The sequence below is a fragment of the Streptomyces sp. NPDC048650 genome (assembly GCF_043199095.1).
Lineage (GTDB): Bacteria > Actinomycetota > Actinomycetes > Streptomycetales > Streptomycetaceae > Streptomyces.
The window spans coordinates 103,066-121,026 of the sequence record NZ_JBICVM010000010.1 but is presented as its reverse complement, the minus strand read 5'-3'; the positions used below and the strand labels follow the sequence as shown (position 1 = coordinate 121,026).

The 17,961-nt window shown below is 73.2% G+C and carries 19 protein-coding genes and 1 riboswitch; of the genes, 10 read left to right on the top strand and 9 right to left on the bottom strand.

The annotated features are described in order from the left end of the window. Window positions 1-187 precede the first annotated feature (187 nt). Together ACGFML_RS26540 and ACGFML_RS26535 are read left to right on the top strand one after the other, a co-directional pair. Window positions 188-358: a DUF5708 family protein gene (locus ACGFML_RS26540; protein ID WP_393547739.1), complete on the top strand. Its 171-nt coding sequence runs from the start codon at window positions 188-190 to the stop codon at window positions 356-358. A gap of 77 nt (window positions 359-435) precedes the next feature. After that, a complete protein-coding gene (locus ACGFML_RS26535) occupies window positions 436-1,143 on the top strand; it encodes a DUF1707 domain-containing protein (protein ID WP_393547737.1) in 708 nt (235 codons plus the stop codon). A 373-nt stretch (window positions 1,144-1,516) separates the two neighbouring features. Here ACGFML_RS26535 and ACGFML_RS26530 read toward each other — a convergent pair whose 3' ends face one another. The 4 genes from ACGFML_RS26530 to ACGFML_RS26515 all read right to left on the bottom strand — a co-directional run bounded on the left by ACGFML_RS26530 (window position 1,517) and on the right by ACGFML_RS26515 (window position 4,083). Beyond that, window positions 1,517-1,969, bottom strand: a complete 453-nt coding sequence (locus ACGFML_RS26530; RefSeq protein WP_393547735.1) for a DUF6344 domain-containing protein — start codon at window positions 1,967-1,969, stop codon at window positions 1,517-1,519. A gap of 334 nt (window positions 1,970-2,303) precedes the next feature. Further along, on the bottom strand, window positions 2,304-2,708 hold the full coding sequence (locus tag ACGFML_RS26525; protein ID WP_393547733.1) for a DUF5994 family protein: 405 nt from the start codon (window positions 2,706-2,708) through the stop codon (window positions 2,304-2,306). Between the two features lie 152 nt (window positions 2,709-2,860). Then, the gene (locus ACGFML_RS26520) at window positions 2,861-3,850 is read right to left on the bottom strand and encodes an acyl-CoA desaturase (protein WP_393547731.1); all 990 of its coding nucleotides are present in this window, start codon (window positions 3,848-3,850) and stop codon (window positions 2,861-2,863) included. Next, complete coding sequence (locus tag ACGFML_RS26515; RefSeq protein WP_393547729.1) at window positions 3,847-4,083, bottom strand: hypothetical protein; 237 nt, start codon at window positions 4,081-4,083, stop codon at window positions 3,847-3,849. The genes ACGFML_RS26520 and ACGFML_RS26515 overlap by 4 nt, the downstream gene beginning before the upstream one ends. A gap of 223 nt (window positions 4,084-4,306) precedes the next feature. Between ACGFML_RS26515 and ACGFML_RS26510 the strand changes: the two genes are divergently transcribed. Further along, window positions 4,307-4,762 (top strand): tellurite resistance TerB family protein, encoded by a 456-nt coding sequence (locus ACGFML_RS26510; protein ID WP_393547727.1) that lies wholly within the window; start codon window positions 4,307-4,309, stop codon window positions 4,760-4,762. A 127-nt stretch (window positions 4,763-4,889) separates the two neighbouring features. Here the strand turns inward: ACGFML_RS26510 and ACGFML_RS26505 are convergent, their stop codons facing one another. Next, complete coding sequence (locus ACGFML_RS26505) at window positions 4,890-5,465, bottom strand: TerD family protein (protein ID WP_393547725.1); 576 nt, start codon at window positions 5,463-5,465, stop codon at window positions 4,890-4,892. A 182-nt stretch (window positions 5,466-5,647) separates the two neighbouring features. Between ACGFML_RS26505 and ACGFML_RS26500 the strand changes: the two genes are divergently transcribed. The 4 genes from ACGFML_RS26500 to ACGFML_RS26485 all read left to right on the top strand — a co-directional run bounded on the left by ACGFML_RS26500 (window position 5,648) and on the right by ACGFML_RS26485 (window position 9,121). Beyond that, window positions 5,648-6,157, top strand: a complete 510-nt coding sequence (locus ACGFML_RS26500; RefSeq protein ID WP_393547996.1) for a BlaI/MecI/CopY family transcriptional regulator — start codon at window positions 5,648-5,650, stop codon at window positions 6,155-6,157. A 3-nt stretch (window positions 6,158-6,160) separates the two neighbouring features. Then, entirely contained in the window at window positions 6,161-7,126 is a 966-nt protein-coding gene (locus tag ACGFML_RS26495) for a M56 family metallopeptidase (RefSeq protein ID WP_393547724.1), read from the top strand. A gap of 153 nt (window positions 7,127-7,279) precedes the next feature. After that, entirely contained in the window at window positions 7,280-7,528 is a 249-nt protein-coding gene (locus tag ACGFML_RS26490; protein ID WP_393547723.1) for a hypothetical protein, read from the top strand. Between the two features lie 267 nt (window positions 7,529-7,795). Beyond that, window positions 7,796-9,121 (top strand): LCP family protein, encoded by a 1,326-nt coding sequence (locus tag ACGFML_RS26485; RefSeq protein ID WP_393547994.1) that lies wholly within the window; start codon window positions 7,796-7,798, stop codon window positions 9,119-9,121. Window positions 9,122-9,308: 187 nt separating this feature from the next. Here ACGFML_RS26485 and ACGFML_RS26480 read toward each other — a convergent pair whose 3' ends face one another. The 4 genes from ACGFML_RS26480 to cobN all read right to left on the bottom strand — a co-directional run bounded on the left by ACGFML_RS26480 (window position 9,309) and on the right by cobN (window position 14,101). Continuing rightward, a complete protein-coding gene (locus tag ACGFML_RS26480) occupies window positions 9,309-9,599 on the bottom strand; it encodes a VanZ family protein (protein ID WP_393547721.1) in 291 nt (96 codons plus the stop codon). A 90-nt stretch (window positions 9,600-9,689) separates the two neighbouring features. Beyond that, a complete protein-coding gene (locus ACGFML_RS26475) occupies window positions 9,690-9,962 on the bottom strand; it encodes a DUF1876 domain-containing protein (RefSeq protein ID WP_393547719.1) in 273 nt (90 codons plus the stop codon). A 25-nt stretch (window positions 9,963-9,987) separates the two neighbouring features. Continuing rightward, the gene (locus ACGFML_RS26470) at window positions 9,988-10,287 is read right to left on the bottom strand and encodes a hypothetical protein (protein WP_393547717.1); all 300 of its coding nucleotides are present in this window, start codon (window positions 10,285-10,287) and stop codon (window positions 9,988-9,990) included. Window positions 10,288-10,495: 208 nt separating this feature from the next. Then, window positions 10,496-14,101 carry a cobaltochelatase subunit CobN gene (gene cobN, locus ACGFML_RS26465; RefSeq protein ID WP_393547716.1) on the bottom strand — a complete coding sequence of 1,202 codons (3,606 nt, stop codon included), beginning with the start codon at window positions 14,099-14,101 and terminating at the stop codon, window positions 10,496-10,498. Window positions 14,102-14,157: 56 nt separating this feature from the next. Further along, window positions 14,158-14,230: riboswitch (cobalamin riboswitch) on the bottom strand. A gap of 170 nt (window positions 14,231-14,400) precedes the next feature. Between cobN and cobG the strand changes: the two genes are divergently transcribed. Genes cobG through ACGFML_RS26450 form a run of 3 tightly spaced genes read left to right on the top strand, consistent with a single transcriptional unit; the run spans window position 14,401 to window position 17,929 of the window. Then, window positions 14,401-15,738, top strand: a complete 1,338-nt coding sequence (gene cobG / locus ACGFML_RS26460; RefSeq protein ID WP_393547715.1) for a precorrin-3B synthase — start codon at window positions 14,401-14,403, stop codon at window positions 15,736-15,738. Further along, window positions 15,735-16,367, top strand: coding sequence for a precorrin-8X methylmutase (locus ACGFML_RS26455; protein WP_393547713.1), 633 nt, complete (start codon window positions 15,735-15,737; stop codon window positions 16,365-16,367). The genes cobG and ACGFML_RS26455 overlap by 4 nt, the downstream gene beginning before the upstream one ends. Next, complete coding sequence (locus ACGFML_RS26450; protein WP_393547711.1) at window positions 16,364-17,929, top strand: precorrin-2 C(20)-methyltransferase; 1,566 nt, start codon at window positions 16,364-16,366, stop codon at window positions 17,927-17,929. Before ACGFML_RS26455 ends, ACGFML_RS26450 begins: the two co-directional genes overlap by 4 nt. Window positions 17,930-17,961 lie beyond the last annotated feature (32 nt).

Below are 17,961 nucleotides of genomic sequence, written 5' to 3'. Positions count from 1 at the left end.
GCCGGCGCTCCCTGACGCGCGGGCCGCCGTCGCCGCCGGCCGGTACCGGATCGTCGTACACAGAAAGTGGCAGGAGCAGAAGGGGAATTGCGTACCTGCGGACGATCCTGGGGCGCCGGGCCGGCGGGAGGCTGGTGTGCATCACCATCTCCGGCGCGACCACAGGGACGAGGAAATCATGAAGGGTATGGCGATCGGTGTTCTCCTGGCGATCATCGGCGTGATCGTCTGGCTGACGACGAAAGAGGTGGAAACACCGGTCGTCTCGCTCCACAAGGCCGGTCTGATCCTGGCGGTCGTGGGCGGCGCGGAGGCTCTCTTCGCCCTGGTGGGACTGGGAAGGAAGGCGCGCAGATAGCCGCTCCGGTGCGCCGGTCTCCCTCCCGCCCCTCTCCCCCTTCCTGCGCCCCGCGCCGGAGTCAGCAAAGGCCAGTGATGACATCGCCCCAACACCCCGATCTGCAGAAGAAGTTCATGTCCGAAGCGGTCCACCCGCCCGCCACGGACCGTTCTCGGCACACGGGTTCGGTGCGGGCCTCGGACGCCGAGCGCGAGGACATGGTGGAACGGCTCAGACAGGCCACCGCGGAAGGCCGGCTGACCCTGGAGGAGCTGTCCGAGCGCTGCGAGGTGGCCTATCTGGCCGGCACCCGGGCGGAGTTGGCGGAGGTGGGCGAGGGCCTGCCGGAACCGCCGGTGGCCCCCGCGCCCGACGGCTCGTCCGGCCGGCCCGTCTTCCGGGCACTGTTCGGCGACGTCACCCACCACGGGCCCGGGCTGGAGGACGGTCTGGAGGCGGTCGCGGTCTTCGGGGATGTGACCCTCGACCTGTGCACCTCGCCCGCGCCGTCGTCCGGCGAGCTCACCATCGTGGCCCGCGCACTCCTCGGCGATGTGCGTCTGCTGCTGCCCCAGGGCGTACGGGTCGAGGTCGACGGCAGCAGCGTCTTCGGCGACATCCGCGATCTGACCCGCCCACGCTCCGGCCCGGACACCGCCGCCGTCCGCATCCGTGTGACGGGCTCCGCCCTCATCGGCGACATCGTCCTCGCACACCCCGGCAGCGACCGCCGCTCGTACTGGCGCAAGTGGCTGGACGAACGCCGTGGGCCATCCGCCGAGGACGTCATCGGCCTGCCCTGATTCCGGCCCCGGGGCGGAGCCGTCCCACGCCGAAAAGCCGCCCACGCAACGGGGCGGCTGCAACAGCTGCTTCCACTTCGACTTCCTCGTCCACTGCGACCACAGCGACGGGTTCGACAACGGCAACGGGGTTCGACAACGGCAACGGCAACGGCAACGGCGACAGGAACGGCAGCAGGAACGAGGCGGGAGCGGCAACGGGCGGACCCGGGCTCCTTCGTCGTGTCCCTGCGCCACACGGACGTCGGCGTCTTCGCGCGGCGCGATGGTCACCGTCCCCTCGGCGCGGAGTCCTCACGCGCCCGTCCCGCCACAACGGCGGTGGGGTATCCCCTGCTCCTGGGGAGCGCGGGGGCTGACCGGTGCGCGCCGGTCAGACGGTGCAGGCGACGCGTTCCCGTCGGCGGGCCGCCGGGATGGCGGGGACCTCGGCGGTGTGAGCGGAGTGCAGTGCGGCCCCGGCGGCGACCATGGGCAGCGGCTCGGCACTGGCGGCGAGGCGGCTGCGGGAGGTGGGGGAGGCGCCGTGGGCCTCGGCACGGATGCGCTGCTTGATGGTCGGCGGCAGCAGCGGGCGGGCGAACGTCCGCTGGGCGTGGCCGCGTTGACCGTAGAGCGGCAGTGCCGGCGTGGCGGGCGTGGGTGGCAGCGAGGGCTCGGTACGCGGCCGGGCGATGGTGGGGGCCGCGGGGCGCGGGGTGCGGGCGTGCAGCACGGCCTCGCGGCGGGCCGCCGAGGCGTGGGCGGAGACGCCCAGGGAGGCGAGCAGCTTGCCGAGAACGGCGAGGCATACCGCCCAGAACTTCATGACCTTGGTCGCAGCCATGGCCCCTCACTTTCGGTCGGGATCCCCGGAGAGGTGTGGGTGGTCCACAGCCGTCGGAGATCTGTTGCGTTTTCTTATGATGAGTACGCAATGCGAGGATCCGAGGAGCGACGCCCGCGAGTCGGCGTTCTTCCGATGAACACCATCCGGATGGCGTAGCCGCTCCGACGGGCGAGGCCGGACGAAAGGCGGGCGAAGGGCCATAGGGCCTGGTCAACCGGCCGATTGCGGCCGCTTCCGGCGTGCCGGAGGGCACTGTCGGGATGCGGAGCGCGGTTCCTGGGCGTACGGCGATCGTCGAGGGCGGCACGCCGCACCAGGGGCCGGGAAGGGGTCAGCCGGGGAGCTCGTCCCCCGGGGCTTCCTGCGGGGCTTCCTGCAGGGCTTCCTGCGCCAGGGTGGTCATGGCGGCCACCGCCTCCGCCTCCGGTGTCTCCGGCGGGACGATCAGCAGGTCCCAGCGGCCGTGGCCGGCCGCGACCAGGCAGACGGTGTCCGGTCCCGGCCGGGTCGTCCTGGTCCGGCGCAGGCGGACGACGTGGCCCTCGACGAGGATCCGGGTGGGCAGGGCGGACCAGCGGGAGCCGTTCACCGTGGCGTGGGTGATGCGGGGCCAGTCGAAGGGCAACGCCTTGAGCAGCTCGGGGAGTTCGGCCAGCAGGTCGGTCGAATGGGGCCACCAGGCGCCGTCGACCCGGCGCAGGACGGGGCCGGGTGGCGCGATGGCCAACCGGGACACGGGCGGGGGCTGCGGATGCGCGTGGGAAGGAGGGGGCGCCGGGGGCGCGGAAGGGCGGGATGTCGGGTGCTCGTGTATGGGCCCGAGGGGGGCGGTGGTCATGGTGTGCTCCTGGCGGTGCACAGGGGGTGTGGTCCAGGTGGGACCCGGTCTCAGCCCGCGTCCAGGCGGCGGGCCGCGACCCGGTCGGGATCCGGCCAGCGCACGTCCCGCACCCAGCCGGCGCGTTCGAAGAGCCGGATGAGGGCGGCGGACAGGTCGACCTGTCCGCGGTCGACGCCGTGCCGGGCGCAGGTCGGGTCGGCGTGGTGCAGGTTGTGCCAGCTCTCGCCGAAGGAGAGCAGGGCCAGCGGCCAGAGGTTCGTCGCCCGGTCGTGGCGGCGGGTGCGGAACGGCCGCTCACCGATGAGATGGCACAGGGAGTTGACGCTCCAGGTGACGTGGTGCAGCAGCGCGATACGGATGAACCCCGCCCACAGCAGCGCGGTCAGGCCGGTGACCCAGGAGCCGCCGATGGCCCAGCCCAGCGCGAACGGCAGGCCGAGGGTGACCAGGCACAGGACGGGGAACGCCCGGTCGACGGCGCGGACGCCGCGGTCGGCCAGCAGGTCGGGCGCGTAGCGCTCGTGCGAGGTCGGGTCGTTGCCGAACAGCCAGCCGATGTGGGAGTGGACCAGGCCGCGCAGCTGTCCGCGCACGCTGGTGCCGTAGCGGTACGGCGAGTGCGGATCGCCGGGGCGGTCGGTGTAGGCGTGGTGGCGGCGGTGGGTGGCCACCCAGTCGATGACATCTCCCTGGAAGCTCAGCGAGCCGGCGATGGCCAGCGCGACGCGCAGTGCGGGCGTCGCGGTGTAGCTGCCGTGGGTGAGGCCGCGGTGGAAGCCGACGGTCACGCCCAGGCCGGAGACCGCGTAGAAGACGGCCAGGAGGACGAGGTCGAGGGGGCCCACCACTGCGCCCCACAGAAGGGGGACGGCGAGCGCGAGGCCGACGAAGGGGGCGACGACGATGATGCCGGTGATGGTGACGTACATCCGGCGGCCGTTGCCCGGCGGGGCGTCGGTGCCGCCGGTGGGGAACGGCGACTTCCCGTCGTACTCGGAGGGCGGCGGCGGGGTGGGGGGACGGGGCGTTGACGTCACCGACTGTCGCTCCTCCAGGGCGGGTCCCCGCGGCTGGGCGGCGGGGGCTCCGGTGGCGCGACGAGGGCCTCGTCCTGCGGCCGCTTCGGCATGCGGTGCAGGAACGGCGGGTGCAGGTCCGCGTGATGGTGGGTGGCCATCCGCCCCGCCTGCTGGGCATTGACCCGGGCGATCAGCAGCACGCCCAGCGCTATCAGCGCCAGCAGGACGACCACGGTCAACACAATCTGCATCGGTGCTCACCTCACTGGGGCAGTGGGGCCGGACACCCGCGCCGTGGCGCGATGGCCCCGTCGTCCCGTCGGTGGTTCCACGGTACCTGCACCACTCGCCTAAATCGCCCCATAACAGATATTTGCCTGCTTACGCGACAAGGGCCCCCTCACCCTTACTTCTACAACACTGTAGATTTTACTTCCGCATGACCGAATCCGCATGACCGAAGGAGCGAGAGATATGGCCCTGTGGGACCGCATCAAGGATTCCGCCCAGACGATGCAGACCCAGCTCGTCGCCAAGAAGAACGACCTCAAGAGCGGCGCCTTCCGGGACGCGAGCATGGCGATGTGCGCCCTGGTGGCGGCCGCGGACGGGACCGTCGACCCGTCGGAGCGCCGGCGCGTGGCCCAGCTCATCGCCACCAACGAGGTGCTGCAGAACTTCGCCGCGGACGACCTCCAGCGCCGCTTCGACGGCTACCTGGACAAGCTCACCGCCGACTTCGACTTCGGCAAGGTCGCGGTGATGCAGGAGATCGGCAAGGTGAAGAAGAAGCCCGTAGAGGCGCGGGCGGTCGTCCAGATCGGCATCGTCATCGGCGGTGCGGACGGCGACTTCGACAAGACCGAGCAGGGCGTGGTGCGCGAGGTGTGCTTCGCGCTGGACATCGCACCGGCGGAGTTCGATCTCTGAGCACCGCACGGGACGGGCGAGCGCGATGCCGCGCCCTCCCGTCCCGCGACCGGTGGCCGGTGGCCGATGGCCGATGGCCGATGGCCGATGGCCGTCAGCCGGTGACCGTCGGTCGTCGGCCGTCGCCTCAGACGTTCACACCGAAGTCGGCCGCGATGCCCGCCAGGCCGGAGGCGTACCCCTGGCCGACCGCGCGGAACTTCCACTCGGCGCCGTTGCGGTAGAGCTCGCCGAAGACCATCGCGGTCTCGGTCGAGGCGTCCTCGCTCAGGTCGTAGCGGGCCAGCTCGACACCGTCCGCCTGGTTGACGACGCGGATGAACGCGTTGCGGACCTGGCCGAAGCTCTGGCCGCGGCTCTCGGCGTCGTGGATGGAGACCGGGAAGACGATCTTCGTGATCTCGGCGGGCACGCCGGAGAGTGTGACGTTGACGGCCTCGTCGTCCCCCTCGCCCTCGCCGGTCAGGTTGTCGCCGGTGTGCTGCACCGAGCCCTCGGGGCTGGTGAGGTTGTTGTAGAAGACGAAGTGCGCGTCCGAGGCGACCTTGCCGGCCCCGGTGCACAGCAGGGCGCTGGCATCCAGGTCGTAGTCGGTGCCCGTCGTCGTCCGCACGTCCCAGCCGAGCCCGACCGTGACCGCGGTCAGTCCGGGCGCTTCCTTCGACAAAGAGACGTTGCCGCCCTTGGCCAGCGAGACTCCCATGTTTCCTCCAGGTGTTGCCTGCGTTCCGGGATCAGCAAAAAATCTACAGGAGTGTAGAAGTTCGACGCCGGGATCCGCGGCGCCGGACAACGGACCGGCGTGCGGCCACCCGGATGCGGCCACTCAGTAAGATGCCTCGACGTCCCGGCGGGCGGGACGACTGGCGCGAGGGAGGCGGCGGCATGGGCGGCGAGCCCTTCGGCAGGGCGCCGGACGACGACGGCGCCCCCGGCCGGGCGGCACCGGGGTCGGCAGACCTCGGCGGCTCCGGCCACGAGCGCGCCGGCCGCCGCGGTCAGGGGCAGCTGGAGGCCCAGGTGCTGGCGGCACTGCACCACGCGCCCGGGCCCGCCACCGCCGCCTGGGTCCAGGAGCGGCTCGGCGGCGACCTCGCGTACACGACCGTGATGACGATCCTGTCCCGGCTGCACGTCAAGGGCGCCGTCACCCGCGAGCGGGCCGGCCGCGCATACGCCTGGACCCCGGACGCCGACGAGGCCGGCCTCGCCGCGCTGCGGATGCGCCGCGTCCTGGACGGCGAACCGAACCGCGACGCCGTCCTCACCAGCTTCGTCTCGGCACTCTCCACGCACGACGAGCAGCTGCTGCGCGCCCTGCTCGACCGCGCCGAGGGCCCGGACCCGGCCGACGACCGGGGCGACGGCCCCTCGGACGAACCGCGCGGAGGCTGACCGGTGGGCGTCTTCGTGTTCCTGCCGCTCGTCCTTCCGCTCACCGCGCTGCCGATCGCCCGGCTCGCGGAGCAACACCTCCACCCGCGCAGCAGCACCCGCCTGCTCACCCTGCTCGCCGCCGTCCTCGGCCTGTGCAGCACCCTGTGCCTGGGGCTCCTGATGGTCGTCGGCACCGCCCAACTGCCCGGCAATCCGCTGCCCGACGGCTGGTCCGACCCGGAGGTGCGGGACGCGGTGCCCTGTGTCGAGGTGGCCGGCGCCGCCGCGATCCTGGCGTTGGCCGCCGCGCTCACCGCGGGCGGCGCCGCGCTGCGCCGGCACCGCCGGATCCGCGCCCGTACCCATCGAGCCCTGGACGTCCTGCCGGGCGGCTCGGACACCGCGGTCCTGCCGGACGATGAGCCCTACGCCTACGCCGTGCCCGGCACCCCCGGGCGACCGGGCCGACCCGGCAGGCCGGGCCGGATCGCGGTCTCCCGGGGCATGCTGCGCTGCCTGGACGACGACGAGCGGCGGGCCCTCTTCGCCCACGAGCGGGCGCATCTGAACTGCCGTCACCACCGCTACCTGCTCGCCGTACGACTGGCCGGCTGCGTCAACCCGCTGCTGCTCCCGCTGCGTTCGGCCGTCACCTTCAGCACCGAGCGCTGGGCGGACGAGGAGGCCGCGCAGGTGGTCGGCGACCGGCGGCTGACCGCCCGCGCGGTGGGCAAGGCGGCGCTGCTCTCACGCCCCGCGCCGGCACCGGAGCTGGCGCACTTCGCGGGGCCCGAACCGGGGCCGGTGCCGCGTCGGGTGGCGGCGCTGCTGGCGCCCGTGCCACCGGCCCGCAGCTGGCCGCCCGCGCTGACCCCGGCGGGCCTGGCCGCCCTCGTCGCGGCCGCGGGCACCGCCGCCTCCGCGCTCTCCGCGCTGAACGCCGCGGTAGCCCTGTTCGTCGTTCTCAAGGCGGCAACACCGCTGTGAGGGCACACTTGGCGCTGGCACCCCCCGGCCGGCCGCCCCGTGCTGTGATCCACCGCACACCGGCAGACTTCTCGATCATCTTCTACAGCCTTGTAGATACGGTCGGTAGGCTTGCGTCCCACGCAGACGCAACAGGCGCGGCCGGAGGGGGAGATGGCGACGAGGTGCGGACTCCTGACCTGGGACTACCCGCCTCCGGACGGGGAGGTGCGATGGGTCTATCAGCCCGTGGAGGTCCATCACCCCGACGGCAACTGGGAGTTGGGCCGTATCAGCGCCTGGTGGACGGACGGCGCGGGCCAGGTGTGGTGCCGGCTGCGCACCGTGCCCGGCAGCACGCCCCCTCGGTGGCTGCACTACGACCCGGAAGCCATCCGGCTGCTCCCCAGCGCCGGAATCTGACGGCCCGCGGCGCCCTGCCGCGCGCGGCCGTCCACGCCGTCCCCTCCTCCCGTACGAAGCATCTGAAGGACCAGAAGGGCCACCGGCGTGGATGACAGGCAGACCCAACAGCTGACGGGGATCCGACGGCCCGACGGCAGATCCGGCGCGACCGGATCCGACGACGCGGCCGCGCCCCGCCGCGCCGCGGGATCCCGGCGGAGCGGCAAGGGCGCCGGGCCCGCGGGCGGATCCGGCCGGTCGCCGCGCCGGCCCGGCAAGGTCCGGATGACCCGCCGCGGCCGGATCCTCAGCTGGACCGGCGGCGTGCTCGGCCTGCTGCTGCTCGGTACGGCCGGCGCCGGCGTCTGGATCTACGCCGATCTGGACGGCAACATCCACGGCGCGGACATCGGCATCGACGGCAAACGCCCCGTCAACCTCAGTCCCGGCTCCAAGAACATCCTGGTCGTCGGCTCCGACAGCCGCGCGGGCGCCAACGCCAAGTACGGCAAGGGCCTGACCACCATGCAGTCGGACACGCTGATGGTGCTGCACATCGCCGCCAACCGTAAATGGGCCACCGCGGTGTCCTTCCCCCGCGACTCCTGGGTGCAGATCCCCGCCTGCACCCGCGGCAACGGCACGAAGTCGGCCCCGCACCACTTCAAGATCAACGAAGCGTTCTCCATCGGCGGCGACAGCGGCGACATCAACAAGGCCGCCGCCTGCACCATCAAGACCGTCGAGCAGAACACCGGGCTGCGGATCGACAACTTCACCTCGGTCGACTTCCAGGGCTTCAAGGGCATGGTCAACGCCCTGGACGGCATAGAGGTCTGCCCCAAGCACGCCATCCATGACAAGAAGGCCCACCTCGACATGGAGGCCGGCTGCCAGACCGTACGGGACGAGAAGGCGCTCGGTTACGTCCGTACCCGCTACAGCGTCGGCGACGGCTCCGACCTCGGGCGGATCGGCCGACAGCAGGAGTTCATGAAGGCACTGGGCGAGAAGGCCCAGGAAAAGCTCACCAGTCCCGGCGCCCTCTACGACTTCCTGACCTCGGCCACCAAGTCCATCACCGCGGACAGGGAACTGGCGGGCCTCAAGCCCCTCTACAGCCTCGCCTCGACGGTCAAGGACATCCCCAGCGACCGGCTCACGTTCGTGACCGTCCCCAACTACTACCGCGAGGCCGACGTCCCCACCGACCACGCCAACGTGGTGTGGCAGTACCCGCAGGCGGCCGGCCTGTTCAGCGACATCGCCCACGACCGCGAGATCGGCGTCGCCGGGAAGAAGAAGCTCGCCGAGGCGGCCAAGAACCCGGTGACCGCGCACTCCGTACGCGTCCGCGTCCTCAACGGCACGGGCGTCTCCGGCCGGGCCGCCGCCGCCGCCGAACAGCTGCGCAAGCTCGGCTTCACGGTCACCGCGACCGGCAACGCACCCGCCGCCGACCGGACCACCGTCGGCTACCCGGCCGGCCTGCGCACCCAGGCCGAGGTCCTGGCCACCCGCCTGCCCGGCACCAAGGCGACGGAATCGTCCGGGGCAACGCCGGGCGAAGTGACGCTGACGGTGGGACCGGACTTCTCGCAGGTGCCCTAGGCGCAGATGATCGCCCCCGAGGAGGTCCTCAAGCGGGCGGGTGCCGTCGAGCAAGCCCTGAACACGTCTACGGGCAGGTGAAACGCCTCGCACGAGGCGCCCCCCGGCCGGGCGAGTCGGTGGAGACCGCAGCCCGGGCCCAGCACGAGGTCCGGGACATGCTCCGGGCCATGCGGACGGCCATGCGTCACGACCTCGGGGTGACGCCTGAAGCACCTCCGCAAGAGCCGTCCTGAGCCGCACCACCACCGACCGGACCGGCCGCCCGGCGCCGGTGGCCGGCCGGCCACCCCGCCAGCGCGCCCACCGCGATGCCCAGGGTGTTGTTCGCCCAGTCGGCCGGCTGGCACGACCGCACCGGATCGAGGGTCTGCACCAGCTCGACCAGCAGCCAGGTGCCCGACCCCGCGAGTGCCACCGCAACCGGCCGGCGCGAGACCAGCGTGCCCAGCAGGCCCAGCGGAATCCACAGCACCACTGTGGCACGTCATGCCATACAGGCACGAGATGCCGGAAGGAAAACTCCGTGAAGGCTCAGCTCCCGGCACCCGCTGCAGGCGCGCGCCCGTCAGGGACGCAGCCGCTCCACCGGCGCATCCGTGTGCACCTCGATGTCGTGCGCGGCCCGCTGCAGCAGCTGCCGGCCGAGGTCCGACAGCGCCCGCGCCGCCGACAGTTCGTCCCCGATGGCGGGCACGTCCTCGTCCGCGGGGTTGCGCCGGGCCTCCCCCTGGCCGACCATCTGCCCGCCTTCCTTGCCGTGCAGCCGGGCCTCGGCCCTGACCTCACTGCCGGATTCGGTGATGTTGATCTCCGCGTCCCACATCTTCTTCTCGGTCACCGGAAGCCTCCTCGTACGCGGGGCATCAGCGGGCGTGGCAGTTGTGGCTCCAGTGGCCCTTGACCCACACCTTCACCCAGTGGCCGTTGCCGTGATGGCCGTTGCCGTGATGGTCATTGCCGTGGTGGCCCCCGACCCAGTGCCGATCCCAGTGCCCCCCGATCCAGGTGCAGTGGGGGCGGTGGACCGTCGAGACGGTCGTGGCCGTGGTCGAGGGTGCGGGGGCGGCCGCGGCCGCGCCCGCCGTGCCGATCGCCGCGCCGCCGGCCAGCATGACGCCCGCTGCGGCCACGGCGAAGGAGCGCCTTACGCGTTGCGCTTGCATGGGCTCCACCTCATTCTGCCCGCGCGCCCCCGAGGAGGGTTCCCGCCGACCGAGGAGACCGGCCGCAGCGGCACCGTCTTCGCGTTGCCTGCCCTTCCAGGGTGAAACATTCCCTCGAATGGAGCAACGGGAGGAAGTTCCTCCCGCGGACCGGCCCCGGAACCGCCCCGGGCGCCGGCGGCCGACGCCCGGCGCCGACCCGATCCCCTCAGTCCTCGCCCTCCAGATCCCCCTCGGTCTCCAGGAACGCGTCCCGCAGCGCCGCCAGCGTCTCCGCGTCCGGCTTCTCCCACATACCGCGGGATTCGGCCTCCAGGAGCCGCTCGGCGATGCCGTGCAGGGCCCAGGGGTTGGCCTCCTGGAGGAAGGCGCGGTTCTCGGGGTCGAGGACGTAGGTCTGGGCGAGCTTGTCGTACATCCAGTCGGCGACCACGCCGGTGGTGGCGTCGTAGCCGAAGAGGTAGTCGACGGTGGCGGCCAGTTCGAAGGCGCCCTTGTAGCCGTGGCGGCGCATCGCCTCGATCCAGCGGGGATTGACCACGCGGGCGCGGAAGACCCGCGAGGTCTCCTCGACGAGGGAGCGGGTGCGTACCGTCTCGGGGCGGGTGGAGTCCCCGATGTACGCCTCGGGGGCCTTGCCCTTCAGCGCCTTGACGGTGGCGACCATGCCGCCGTGGTACTGGAAGTAGTCGTCCGAGTCGGCGATGTCGTGTTCGCGGGTGTCGGTGTTCTTGGCGGCCACCGCGATGCGCTTGTAGGCGGTCTCCATCTCGTCGCGGGCCGGGCGGCCCTCGAGGCCGCGGCCGTAGGCGTAGCCGCCCCAGACCGTGTAGACCTCCGCCAGGTCGGCGTCGGTGCGCCAGTCGCGGGAGTCGATCAGCTGGAGCAGACCCGCGCCGTACGTTCCCGGGCGGGAGCCGAAGATCCGGGTGGTGGCGCGGCGCTCGTCCCCGTGGGCGGCGAGGTCGGCCTGGGCGTGCGCCCGGACGAAGTTGTCGGCCGCGGGCTCGTCCAGGGCGGCGGCGAGCCGTACCGCATCGTCCAGGAGGCCGATGACGTGCGGGAACGCGTCACGGAAGAAACCGGAGATGCGCAGGGTGACGTCGATGCGGGGGCGGCCCAGCTCGTCGAGCGGGATGGGCTCCAGTCCGTTCACGCGGCGGGAGGCGTCGTCCCAGACCGGGCGGACGCCCAGGAGGGCCAGCGCTTCCGCGACGTCGTCGCCGCTGGTGCGCATCGCGCTCGTGCCCCACAGGGACAGGCCCACCGACTGCGGCCAGTCGCCGTTGTCGCCGCGGTAGCGCTCCAGGAGCGAGTCGGCAAGGGCCTGGCCGGTCTCCCAGGCGAGGCGGGAGGGGACGGCCTTGGGGTCGACGGAGTAGAAGTTGCGGCCCGTCGGCAGGACGTTGACCAGGCCGCGGAGCGGGGAGCCGGAAGGTCCGGCCGGGACGAAGCCGCCGTTCAGGGCGTGGACGGCATGGTCGATCTCGTCGGTGGTGGCGGACAGCCGGGGGACGACCTGCTGGGCGGCGAAGGTGAGGATGTCGGCGACCTGCCGGGAGTGGCCGGCGGCCACGGACGCCACCGCCGCCTCGTCCCAGTCGGCGTCCTCCATCGCCTGGACCAGAGCGCGCGCCGTCTCCTCGGCCTCGTCGGCCGTCGTACGGGTGGCCGCGGACTCGTCCAGGCCCAGCGCCTCGCGCAGACCGGGCAGGGCGGACGTGCCGCCCCAGATCTGGCGGGCGCGGAGGATGGCGAGCACGAGGTTGACCCGCGCCGCACCGGTCGGGGCACCGCCCAGGACGTGCAGACCGTCGCGGATCTGGGCGTCCTTGACCTCGCACAGCCAGCCGTCGACGTGCAGCAGGAAGTCGTCGAAGCCGTCGTCGTCCGGGCGGGCCTCCAGGCCCAGGTCGTGGTCGAGCTTCGCGGCCTGGATCAGGGTCCAGATCTGGGCGCGGATGGCGGGCAGCTTGGCCGGGTCCATGGCGGAGATCGCGGCGTACTCGTCCAGGAGCTGTTCCAGGCGCGCGATGTCGCCGTAGGACTCGGCGCGGGCCATCGGCGGGACGAGGTGGTCGACGAGCGTGGCGTGCACCCGGCGCTTGGCCTGGGTGCCCTCGCCGGGGTCGTTGACCAGGAACGGGTAGACGAGGGGAAGGTCCCCGAGGGCGGCGTCGGGGCCGCAGGCGGCGGAGAGTCCGGCGTTCTTGCCGGGCAGCCACTCCAGGTTGCCGTGCTTGCCCAGATGGACCATGGCGTCGGCCCCGAAGCCGCCGTCCTCCGCGGACGCCGCGATCCAGCGGTAGGCCGCCAAGTAGTGGTGCGAGGGCGGCAGATCGGGGTCGTGGTAGATCGCGATCGGGTTCTCGCCGAAGCCGCGCGGCGGCTGGATGAGGATGAGGAGGTTGCCGCGGCGCAGGGCGGCGAGGACGATGTCGCCCTCGGGGTTGCGGCTGCGGTCGACGAACATCTCGCCGGGCGGCGGGCCCCAGTGCTCCTCGACGGAGTCGCGCAGTTCCTGCGGCAGCGTGGCGTACCAGCGCCGGTAGTCGGCGGCCGGGATGCGGACCGGGTTGCGGGCCAGCTGCTCCTCGGTGAGCCACTCCTGGTCGTGGCCGCCGGCCTCGATGAGGGCGTAGATCAGCTCGTCGCCGTCGCCGGACACCAGGCCGGGGACCTCGTCGCTGCCGAAGTCGTAGCCGTCCGCCTGGAGGCGGCGCAGGAGGGCGACGGCGCTGGCCGGGGTGTCCAGGCCGACGGCGTTGCCGATCCGGGAGTGCTTGGTGGGGTACGCGGACAGGACCAGCGCCAGGCGCTTCTCGGCGGCCGGGATGTGGCGCAGCCGGGCATGGCGGACGGCGATACCGGCGACCCGGGCGGCGCGTTCGGGGTCGGCGACGTACACCGGCAGACCGTCCTCGTCGACCTCCTTGAAGGAGAACGGGACGGTGATCAGGCGCCCGTCGAACTCGGGGACCGCGATCTGCGAGGCGGCGTCCAGCGGGGACAGACCCTCGTCGTTCTCCTCCCAGGCGGCGCGGGAGCCGGTCAGGCACAGCGCCTGGAGGATCGGGACGTCCAGGGCGGCGAGGGCGCCGGCGTCCCACGACTCGTCGTCGCCGCCGGCCGATGCCTCGGCGGGCTTGGTGCCGCCCGCGGCGAGGACGGTGGTGACGATGGCGTCGGCGGAGCTCAGCGCGTCGATCAGCTCGGGCTCGGGGGCCCGGAGCGAGGCGACGAAGAGCGGCACGGGGCGCCCGCCCGCTTCCTCGATCTGCTCGCACAGAGCCCGTACGAAGCCGGTGTTGCCGCTCATGTGATGGGCGCGGTAGTAGAGCACGGCGACCGTCGGGCCGGTCACGTCCGTGCGCGCCTCGCGCTCCAGCGGGCCCCAGGAGGGGGCGGGGGCGGGCGGCTCGAAGCCGTGGCCGGTGAGCAGCACGGTGTCGGAGAGGAAGCGGGCCAGCTGGTCGAGGTTGGCCGGGCCGCCGTGCGCGAGGTAGGCGTGCGCCTCGGCCGCGATGCCGACCGGGACCGTGGACTGCTCCATGAGCTGGGCGTCGGGCGCCTGTTCACCGGTGAGGACGACCACCGGCCGGTGCTGGTCCTCGGCGAGCAGCAGGTCCAGGCCCTCCTGCCAGGCGCGGATGCCGCCCAGCAGGCGGACGACGACCAGGTCGGTGCCCTCCAGGAGCGCGGGCAGCTCCGCGAGGTCGAGGCGGGCGGGGTTGGCGAGCCGGTACGGCACCGGCCCGGTGGCAGCGCGGGCGCTGAGGAGGTCGGTGTCGGAGGTCGACAGCAGCAGAAGCATGCGAGCGCAGGCCTTCCTCGGGGTGTCCGCGCCCCGGGTGGTCGTAAGGACGGCGGGAGTTCCTGGCTCGCCCGGCGGTGGCCGGGTTCACAGTGGCGGGACCGCGCCGGATTCTCACCGGGCTTCCTCCCTCGGGCCCTGGGGCCCGGCGCCGTCGCTGGCGTCCGGTGGGTCAGCCGACCCACCGACCTGCATAGTAAAGGCTGATTCGCGGGCGGGGGAGAGCGCCTCCGCCACCGCCGCCGGCCGCGCCCGCCGCCCCGGATCCGGGGCGGTCCGACGTGGGTATGCTCGCCGCCATGCCGCCCTCCCCCTCGCCGCGCCCCCATGCGGCCGAACCCGCCGTACGGGACCGCGGTGACGCCTGCCCGGGCGCGCTGCGGCTGCACGTCGCGGCGGACGGCCGGCTGGCACGAGTACGGCTGCCCGCGGGCGATGTGACGGTACGTCAGGCAACGGCACTGGGCGACGCCGCCGACCGGCTCGGCGACGGCCACCTCTCCCTGACGTCCCGCGGGAACGTCGAGCTGCGCGGGCTGCCGGACGACTGCGGCACCCGGCTCGGCGACCTGCTCCGCGACGCCGGACTGCTCCCCTCCGAACGCCATGAGCGCATCCGCAACATCATCGCCTCCCCGCTCGCCGGACTCGACCTTCGGACCCCTCCTGACGTGCGGTTGTGGGCCCGGCAGCTGGATCGGCTGCTGTGCGCGAGCGCGTCGGCGACGGCGCTGTCCGGCCGGTTCCTGTTCGTCCTGGACGGCGGACGGGGCGATGTGGCCGGACTCGGCGGAGATGTGAGCTTGGTCGCAGCTGCGGACGCCGACGGTACGTCCGGGGCGCTGCTGCGCGTCGGGCAGGACCCGGCGGCGGTACGGGTCGCCGGGGCGGACGCGCCGCGGGCCGCACTGGCCGTGGCGGAGGCGTTCCTCGCGGCGGCCGAGGCGAGCGGGACGGGCGCCTGGCGGGTACGCGAACTGCCGGCCGGGCACGCGCTGACGGCGCGCGGGACGGTGGAGCACCTGCGGGCCGCCGGGATCGGGGCGACCTGTGTGGCCGCGCCGGACGGCACCGGGGCGACCCCGCACACGGAGCCCGACGCACCCGGGATCGTGCAGGGCCCCGACGGCCGGCACGCCCTCTCCGTCCTCGCCCCGCTCGGCCGCCTCACCGTCGCCCAGTGGCGCCTGCTGACCGCCACGGCCGCCGACGACGGCCGGGGCGAGCTCCGCCTCACCCCCTGGCGCGGCGTGATCGTCCCCGGTCTTGCGGCCGCGACCGCCGCCGAGCGGCTGCCCGCGCTGGCCGCCGCCGGGCTGGTCACCGACCCCGACTCCCCCTGGTACCGGATCGGCGCCTGCACCGGACTGCCCGGCTGCGCCAAGTCCCGTACCGATGTCCGGGCCGACGCCGTGTACGCCGTGACCGGCGGCACCGTCCCGCTGCCCGCCGAGGGCGGCACCGGCCTGCCCGTGTACTGGTCGGGGTGCGAGCGCCGCTGCGGCCATCCACAGGGCGGCCCCTGGATCGACGTCCTGGCCGACGCCACCGCCGAAGGCGGCTACCGGACCACGACCGTGCACCCCGCCACCACCCCACCGACCCCCGCAACTCCCACCACCCCGAGGGCGCAGTGACAGTGTTCGACTACGAGAAGGACGGCGCGGCGATCTACCGCCAGTCCTTTGCCACCATCCGCGCCGAGGCGGACCTCGCGGGCCTGCCCGCCGACGTCAGCCAGGTCGCGGTCCGGATGATCCACGCCTGCGGCATGGTCGACCTCGTACGCGATCTCGCCTTCACCCCCGACGTGGTGGCGCAGGCCCGCCGGGCGCTCCGGGCCGGCGCGCCGATCCTGTGCGACGCCAACATGGTGGCCAGCGGCGTGACCCGCAAGCGGCTGCCCGCCGACAACGACGTGCTGTGCACCCTCACCGACCCGTCCGTCCCGGACATGGCCGCCCGCCTGGGCACCACCCGCAGCGCGGCGGCCATGGAACTGTGGCGGGACCGTATGGAAGGCTCGGTCGTGGCGATCGGCAACGCGCCCACCTCCCTCTTCCGTCTCCTGGAGATGATCGAGGAAGGCGCCCCCAGGCCCGCCGCCGTCATCGGGATACCCGTCGGCTTCATCGGCGCGGCCGAGTCCAAGGACGCGCTGATCGCCCACCCGTCGAAGCTGGACCACATCGTGGTGCGCGGCCGGCGCGGCGGCAGCGCCATGACCGCGGCCGCGATCAACGCCCTGGCAAGCGAGGAAGAGTGAGCGTGAGCGAGCAGCAACTGCCCGGGACCACGGGCCGCCTGTACGGCGTGGGACTGGGCCCCGGCGACCCGTCGCTGATGACCGTACGAGCGGTACAGATCATCGCCGAGGCCGATGTGGTGGCGTACCACAGCGCCCGCCACGGACGGTCCATCGCCCGTGGCATCGCGGCCGAGCACCTCCGCCCCGACCACATCGAAGAGGCGCTGGTCTACCCGGTCACCACCGAGTCGACCGACCACCCCGGCGGCTACCGGGGCGCCCTGGACGAGTTCTACGAGGAGGCCGCGGCCCGGCTCGCCGTCCACCTGGACGCCGGCCGCACCGTCGCCGTCATCTCCGAGGGCGACCCGCTCTTCTACGGCTCCTACCAGCACATGCACAAGCGGCTGGCGCACCGCTACCCGACCGAGGTCATCCCCGGAGTCACCTCCGTCAGCGCCGCCGCGGCCCGGCTGGGCAAGCCCCTCGCCGAGGCCGACGAGGTCCTGACGATCCTGCCCGGCACCCTGCCGGAGGAGGAGCTGACCGCCCGCCTCGCCGCCACCGACGCCGCCGTCGTCATGAAGCTCGGCCGCACCTTCCCCACCGTCCGCCGTGCCATGGAGCGCTCGGGCCGGCTGCCGGAGGCGTGCTACGTCGAACGCGCCACCATGCCCGGCGAACGCACCGAGCGCCTGGACGCCATCGACTCCGACACCGTCCCGTACTTCTCGGTCGCCGTCGTGCCGAGCCGCATCGCCAACCCGCCCACGGCGGACGACCGGGCGCCGGGCACCGGTGACGCGGTGGCCGGTGACGCGGTGGCCGGTGACGTGGTCGTCGTCGGCACCGGCCCGGCGGGCCCCCTCTGGCTCACCCCCGAGTCCCGCGGCGCCCTCACCGCCGCCGACGACCTCGTCGGCTACACCACCTACCTCGACCGCGTCCCGCTGCGCCCCGGCCAACGCCGCCACGGCTCCGACAACAAGGTCGAGTCCGAACGCGCCGAACTCGCCCTGGACCTGGCCCGGCGCGGCCGGAAGGTGGCCGTGGTCTCCGGCGGCGACCCCGGCGTCTTCGCCATGGCCACCGCCGTCCTGGAGGTCGCCTCCCAGGACCCGTACCGCTCCGTCCCCGTACGCGTCCTGCCGGGCGTCACCGCCGCCAACGCCGCCGCCGCCCGCGCCGGCGCCCCGCTCGGCCACGACTACGCGGTCATCTCCCTCTCCGACCGCCTCAAGCCCTGGGAGGTCATCGCCGAACGCCTGCGCTCCGCGGTGGCCGCCGACCTCGTCCTCGCCCTCTACAACCCCGGCTCCCGCAGCCGCACCTGGCAGGTCGCCAAGGCCCGCGAACTCCTCCTGGAGCACCGCGCCCCCGACACCCCGGTCGTCCTCGGCCGCGACGTGGGCGGCCCCGAGGAATCCGTCCGCACCGTCCGCCTCGCCGACCTCGACCCGCTCCAGGTCGATATGCGCACCATCCTGCTCGTGGGCTCGTCCCAGACACAGGCGGTACGACGCGACGACGGGACCGACCGGGACGTGGTGTGGACGCCTCGGAGGTATCCGGAGGGGTGAGTTACGGGCGCGGCCCCTGCCCAAACGAGGCA

Excerpts from the sequence above, each read along its gene's own strand:
- ACGFML_RS26470 (WP_393547717.1), bottom strand. The coding sequence starts at position 10,287 with ATGCAAGCGCAACGCGTAAGGCGCTCCTTCGCCGTGGCCGCAGCGGGC.
- cobG (WP_393547715.1), top strand. The coding sequence starts at position 14,401 with ATGCCGCCCTCCCCCTCGCCGCGCCCCCATGCGGCCGAACCCGCCGTA.
- ACGFML_RS26535 (WP_393547737.1), top strand. The coding sequence starts at position 436 with ATGACATCGCCCCAACACCCCGATCTGCAGAAGAAGTTCATGTCCGAA.
- ACGFML_RS26490 (WP_393547723.1), top strand. The coding sequence starts at position 7,280 with ATGGCGACGAGGTGCGGACTCCTGACCTGGGACTACCCGCCTCCGGAC.
- ACGFML_RS26540 (WP_393547739.1), top strand. The coding sequence starts at position 188 with ATGGCGATCGGTGTTCTCCTGGCGATCATCGGCGTGATCGTCTGGCTG.
- ACGFML_RS26500 (WP_393547996.1), top strand. The coding sequence starts at position 5,648 with ATGGGCGGCGAGCCCTTCGGCAGGGCGCCGGACGACGACGGCGCCCCC.
- cobN (WP_393547716.1), bottom strand. The coding sequence starts at position 14,101 with ATGCTTCTGCTGCTGTCGACCTCCGACACCGACCTCCTCAGCGCCCGC.
- ACGFML_RS26510 (WP_393547727.1), top strand. The coding sequence starts at position 4,307 with ATGGCCCTGTGGGACCGCATCAAGGATTCCGCCCAGACGATGCAGACC.
- ACGFML_RS26485 (WP_393547994.1), top strand. The coding sequence starts at position 7,796 with ATGACCCGCCGCGGCCGGATCCTCAGCTGGACCGGCGGCGTGCTCGGC.
- ACGFML_RS26530 (WP_393547735.1), bottom strand. The coding sequence starts at position 1,969 with ATGGCTGCGACCAAGGTCATGAAGTTCTGGGCGGTATGCCTCGCCGTT.
- ACGFML_RS26505 (WP_393547725.1), bottom strand. The coding sequence starts at position 5,465 with ATGGGAGTCTCGCTGGCCAAGGGCGGCAACGTCTCTTTGTCGAAGGAA.
- ACGFML_RS26515 (WP_393547729.1), bottom strand. The coding sequence starts at position 4,083 with ATGCAGATTGTGTTGACCGTGGTCGTCCTGCTGGCGCTGATAGCGCTG.